5 protein-coding genes are annotated in these 5,137 nt (G+C 69.4%); 1 reads left to right on the top strand and 4 read right to left on the bottom strand.

Translation table 11 applies throughout. The features are described from left to right. The 4 genes from ACE3O1_RS14730 to ACE3O1_RS14715 all read right to left on the bottom strand — a co-directional run. Positions 1-756 (bottom strand): ABC transporter permease (locus ACE3O1_RS14730; RefSeq protein ID WP_374316321.1); only part of this gene is annotated, 756 nt, incomplete at its 3' end. Between the two features lie 49 nt (positions 757-805). Further along, complete coding sequence (locus ACE3O1_RS14725; protein WP_374316319.1) at positions 806-2,458, bottom strand: ABC transporter substrate-binding protein; 1,653 nt, start codon at positions 2,456-2,458, stop codon at positions 806-808. 49 nt (positions 2,459-2,507) lie between these two features. Further along, positions 2,508-2,972, bottom strand: a complete 465-nt coding sequence (locus ACE3O1_RS14720; protein ID WP_374316317.1) for a DUF3237 domain-containing protein — start codon at positions 2,970-2,972, stop codon at positions 2,508-2,510. Further along, a complete protein-coding gene (locus ACE3O1_RS14715; RefSeq protein ID WP_374316315.1) occupies positions 2,969-4,636 on the bottom strand; it encodes a CocE/NonD family hydrolase in 1,668 nt (555 codons plus the stop codon). The genes ACE3O1_RS14720 and ACE3O1_RS14715 overlap by 4 nt, the downstream gene beginning before the upstream one ends. 166 nt (positions 4,637-4,802) lie before the next feature. On the opposite strand from ACE3O1_RS14715, the gene ACE3O1_RS14710 reads away from it, so the two are divergent. Next, a partial coding sequence (locus ACE3O1_RS14710; protein ID WP_374316313.1) for a TetR family transcriptional regulator occupies positions 4,803-5,137 on the top strand: 335 nt, incomplete at its 3' end.

The following is a 5,137-nucleotide window of genomic DNA, read 5'->3' as shown; positions in this document are numbered from 1 at the left end:
TGCCGCGAACAGGCCCGCGATCGTCGTGCCCGAGATCGCGAGGATCTGCGGCGACGCGTTGCGGAACACGTGCACGCGGAAGATCCGCCGTCGCGGGATGCCGCGCACCCGTGCCGTGTCGACGTGCTCGGAGTGCAGCTGGCCGACCAGGGCGCTGCGCGTGACGCGGCTGATGTACGCGATGAAGAGGACCGCCAGCGAGACCGCGGGGAGCACGAGGTGCCACAGCCGATCCCAGAAGCCCTCACCCGCCCCGTAGACCGGGAACCATCCGAGGGTCTTCGCGAAGATCCAGATGAGGACGATCGCGACGACGAAGGTGGGCAGCGCCATTCCGAGCGACGTGAGCACCGCCACCGTTCGGTCGGTCGCGGCACCGCGCGTGGCAGCGAGGATGCCGGACCCGACTCCGAAGATCGCGATGAGGACGACGGTCAGCAGCACGAGCTGCAGCGTGACGCCGAAGCGGGGGGCCACGAGCAGGACGACATCGGTCTTGTAGATGAAGGACCGGCCGAAGTCGCCTCGGAAGACGCCGCTCAGCCACTCCCAGTACCGGGCCCAGACGGGGTCGTCGAGGTGGTACTCGGCCCTGATCTGCGCGATGAGCTCGGGCGTCGGCTTCGCCCCGCCCGCGAGCGCGGCGATCGGGTCGCCGGTGAGCAGCACCGCCGAGAAGATGACGACGCTCGCGAGGAACAGCGTCAGCACCAGGCCGCCGAGCCGTCCGAGCAGCGTGCGGGTGAGCGGGTTCACGTCCTCTGTCCTCCTTCCTTCGTCTGGTCCTATCGTCCCGCTGGATCGGTCACTTGCCGCCGAGGTGCAGCGCCCAGGGGCTGTTGTAGGCCGCGATCGAGGTGACGACCCCGGTGAGGTCCTCGTTGAGATAGGTGAGCTGGTACGTGCCGGCCAGGGTCACCTGCAGGTAGTCCGGCGCGAAGATCTCCTGCGCGGCGACGAACTCGTCCGCGGCGGTCTGCGCGTCGGTGGCGCTGCGCGCGGCCGTCATGTGCGCGGTGACCTCGGGGTCGTCGTACCCGCTCCAGTTGAAGATGCCGCCGAGGTCAGCGGGGAGCAGGAACAGCGACGGGTAGCCCAGCACTCCCGGCGTCTCGAGGTAGCCCTGCGTGGCGACGAAGTCGACGCCCTCACGCGTGGTCGGGTCGTAGAACAGGGCGCCGAAGTCGGATGCCTGCATCTCGTTGATCTCGATGTCCAGCCCGATCTCGGCCCCGGCGCTCTGCATGATGGTGGCGGTCTGCAGGAACTGCTTGGCCCCGGCGGGCACGGCCACCACGAGCGGCACGCTGAGGTCCTCGCCGCTCTGCTCCACCAGCGCCTTCGCTCCCTCGATGTCGACCTCCGGCGCCGCCAGCGCCTCGTAGCCCGCTTCGTAGACGGATGCCGCCTCCATGGACTGGAAGGAGAACTCCGGAACCATCGTCTTCTGGACATAGCCGAGACCGTTCACGACCGTCTCGAGGTACTTCTCCCGGTCGATCGCCATGCTCAGAGCACGGCGGATGTCGGGGTTGGCGGCGGCGCTCGTCGAAGACGCCGGGCCGAAGCTGTACGACGCGGTCGAGGGTCCGACGGTGAGGGCGCCGGCGCCGTCGCCCTCGAAGGCCGCGCGCGACGACGGCGGCACATTGATGGCGCCGTCGATCTCACCCTGCGTGAGCGCGGTGGTGAGCGTCGAGCCGTCCGAGACGAACGTGTACGTCAGCTGCTTCACGAGGGGCGCGCCGTTCCAGTAGTCCTCGTTGGCGGTGGTGACGATCTCGCCGCCCGGGGTCCAGCCGCCCTCCTCGAGCTTGTAGGGTCCGGTGCACATCAGGCCCGCATCGGCGGTGCCGACGGCATCCCCCACTCTTTCTCCGAACGCCTTCTGCATGACGGCTGCTCCCTGGCCGGCGAGCGCGTCGCGGAATGTCGAGTCAGGCGCCACGAAGCGCACGGTGACCTCGTTCGGTCCGGTCGCAACGATGCCGACGGCCGGGTCGGGCACGACCAGCGCGAAGGCCCCGAACCACTGCGATGCCGGGTTCATGCTCTGCTGCAGGCTGAACACCACATCGTCGGCCGTGACGGGGCTGCCGTCCCAGAACGTGACGTCGTCCCGCAGGGTGATGACGAAGGTCGTGGGGTCGACGTACTCCGCCGTCTCGGCGATGCCGGGCGCGATCGAGAAGTCGGGCTGCAGCGACAGCAGGTTGTCGCACAGGTTCGGGATGATGAGGTTGGCCGAGTTGGCGGGGTTGAGCGTCGCGGGCTCGCCCTCGACGATCGCCCACGTGACCTCGTCGACGGGCTGGGTGCCGGCGGGCTGGGCATCGACGAGCGTGATCTCGCCGTTGCCTGTGTCACCCCCGCCGCCGCTGTCTCGGGCGGTGCAGGCGGTGAGCACGAGGAGTGACGCGCAGGCGACGGTGACTGCGGCGATTCCGATTCTCTTCATGGTGATGGTCCGTTCGGATCGGTGGTGATTCGGGTGGGTGGGTAAGGGGTCAGTGGAGCAGGAAGACGCGCACGGCGACATGGCCGTCATCGTCGCGGGCCATGCCGATGAACTGGTTCTCGGCGAGCCAGCGGTGCTGCGGGGCATCCGTCTGGAACACCGGGGCGGTGCGGAAGTAGAGCCCGGCCTCGTCCTCGGGGATGTCCTCGCCGCCCTCCATGCGGGCGATCTGCCCGGCGGTGGCGCGGAAGTACCCGCGGTTGAGGATGTCGATCACGGCGCCGTCGTCGGCGCGGAGCAGGTAGCGCGCCTCGAGTTGGGCGGTGCCGAAGCGCTCGACGGCCCAGTCGCCTCCGCCGCTGAGCACCTCGCCGTTCAGGCGCGGCCCGGCGACGGTGCCACCGGAGATCGGCGTGAACGAGAGCTTCTCGTCGGGACCGCGTCCGATGTGGAGGTCCGGCTCGATCCGAGCGCGGATCTCGAACACGAACTCCAGGGTGGGCTCGAGCATCATGGCATCTCTCCTTCGAGAACGGTGAGGGTGAGGGCGAACGCGTCGGCGCCGCCGACGACGAGCGACTGGGTGTTGGCGCGGGTCTGGCCCCACGTCCAGGGATCGGCACCCGTTCCCGTCTGCGGCAGGAACTCGGGGTAGTCGCTGCTGCTGACGTGCACGCGCAGGCGGTGCCTCGCGCGGAGGCGGTACCCGATGTGCCCGAGATCGAGCTCGAGCGTCTCGGGACGATGCGCGTCCAGCAGCTGGAGCTGACCGCGTGCGATCCGCAGCGCCGTGCCGTCGGGCGCGACATCCAGGACCCTCACGAAGAGGTCCATGATCGGGCCGTCCGACGAGACGCGTGCCCGTGCCGTCACCGGGCCGGCGAGGTCGGCGTCGACCGCGAGCGGCTCGGAGTCGAAGCGGAGCACGTCGGTGCGGTCGCCGATGGGCGCCTCATCGGGCTTGTGCAGCAGGTAGGAGAAGGCATCCGGAACACTCGACGGGACGAGATCGTCGGGGTCGTGGATCCACTGCAGGGTCGCCGCCTTGGCAGGACGCGCGGTCGACAGCCGCCCGCCGTCGGTCGCGAAGAGCTCGATCGCGCGGGTGCCGGACGGCGGCCACGCCGCGCTCGCGCGCATCCCCGTCGTGCCGGCGAGGTTCCAGGCGACGCGGGGGAGATCCGCGGGTGAGCCGTTGCCGCGGACGAACACCTCGAAGAAGGCGAGGGTCGGATCCAGCGTGCGGGGCAGGAGGGCGCGGATCTGGTCGTCGCTGCGTTCCGCGACGCGATCCTCGTCGGCGTCGAGGAGCTCGAAGCTCTCGTGGTCCATCGGCTCGATGCGCAGATAGTGGTGGGCGTCCCAGTTCGGGTGGGACTTGATCCGCTCGACATCCGCCCACGACAGTGGGGCGCAGTTGTCCCACCAGCCGATCGTGTGGAGCACGGGCACCGAGCGTCCGGCGAAGGGATCGCCCGCCGGGAAGCGGCGCAGATGCACGGGCCGGGGGTACCACTGGTCGTAGGAGAGGCCGCGGTAGCCGACCTGGGCGATGAACTCCTCGGCCTGCGCGGCGAAGTCGCGCCGGGACCAGTCCGGCTCCCACAGCACCATGTCGTTGTCGAAGAACTGCGTGAGCGGGTACAGGTAGGTCACGCCCCACTCGACCGGGCGGACGCGGTCGGCCGCGTCGCGCCGCACCGGCTCGCCGAGCATGGTTCCCGTCACGCGAGGAGAGATGGCCTTGAGCGCCGGGTGGCCGCTCGCCGCGGCGGCCCACTGCGTGTAGCCGTAATAGCTGTCGCCCCACATCGCGACGCGGCCGTTGGACCACTCCTGCGCGATGATCCAGTCGATCGTCGCGCGGCCGTCCTCGACCTCGTTGACGAAGAGGAGCGCGTCCCCTTCGGAGCGGAATTTGCCGCGCACGTCCTGAGCGACCACGCGGTAGCCGTGGTTCATGAAGTACTCGGCGACGAGCGGGATGAAGCAGTAGACCCCCGACTTGTCGTACGGGAGGCGGATGAGCACCGTATCACCGGGTGTGGTGTCGGCGTCGTCCGGGGCGCCCGGCAGATAGACGTCGGTCGCGAGGAGCACGCCGTCGGTCGCGCGGATCCGTGCCGCGAACGAGAGCGGGCTCTCCGGCATCGGGGGGATGCGCAGGACGTCGGGCATGTCACTCCTTCGGGGCGCCGCGGGCCGGATCGCCCTGCGGTGTGACGCCACGTTAGAAGCATCGACACAAGTTAGTCAAGTCCGACTAGACTACAATTAACCGCGTCGTTACAATCGCGAGTGAGGTCGAGTTCCGGCCGGCGCTCGGACGAGAGGAGAACAGCCGATGGCACGCCCTTCCGTCGCCGTGGAGCGCCGCGAGCAGATCCTCGACGCGACGATGTCGACCATCGCCGAGCACGGCATCCGCGGTGCGACGCTCGACCGCATCGCCGACACCGCCGGCATGTCCCGCGGGCACGTCCGCCACTTCGTCGGCAACCGCGATCGCCTGCTGCTCGACACCGCGGTCGCGGTCTTCTCCGATGCGAGCGGCGAGGTGGGTTCGATCCTGCCTCCCGAGGTCGAGGACATCCACGGCGCCCTGGACTACCTCTTCGGCGTGGAGTTCCTCTCCCCCGACCGCGAGAACGCCGTCGTGCTCGGGCTCGTGGAACTGTC

The sequence above is a fragment of the Microbacterium sp. genome (genome assembly GCF_041909575.1).
Taxonomy (GTDB): domain Bacteria; phylum Actinomycetota; class Actinomycetes; order Actinomycetales; family Microbacteriaceae; genus Microbacterium.
This window is presented reverse-complemented; position numbering and strand designations above follow the sequence as displayed.

Excerpts from the sequence above, each read along its gene's own strand:
- ACE3O1_RS14725 (WP_374316319.1), bottom strand. The coding sequence starts at position 2,458 with ATGAAGAGAATCGGAATCGCCGCAGTCACCGTCGCCTGCGCGTCACTC.
- ACE3O1_RS14720 (WP_374316317.1), bottom strand. The coding sequence starts at position 2,972 with ATGATGCTCGAGCCCACCCTGGAGTTCGTGTTCGAGATCCGCGCTCGG.
- ACE3O1_RS14715 (WP_374316315.1), bottom strand. The coding sequence starts at position 4,636 with ATGCCCGACGTCCTGCGCATCCCCCCGATGCCGGAGAGCCCGCTCTCG.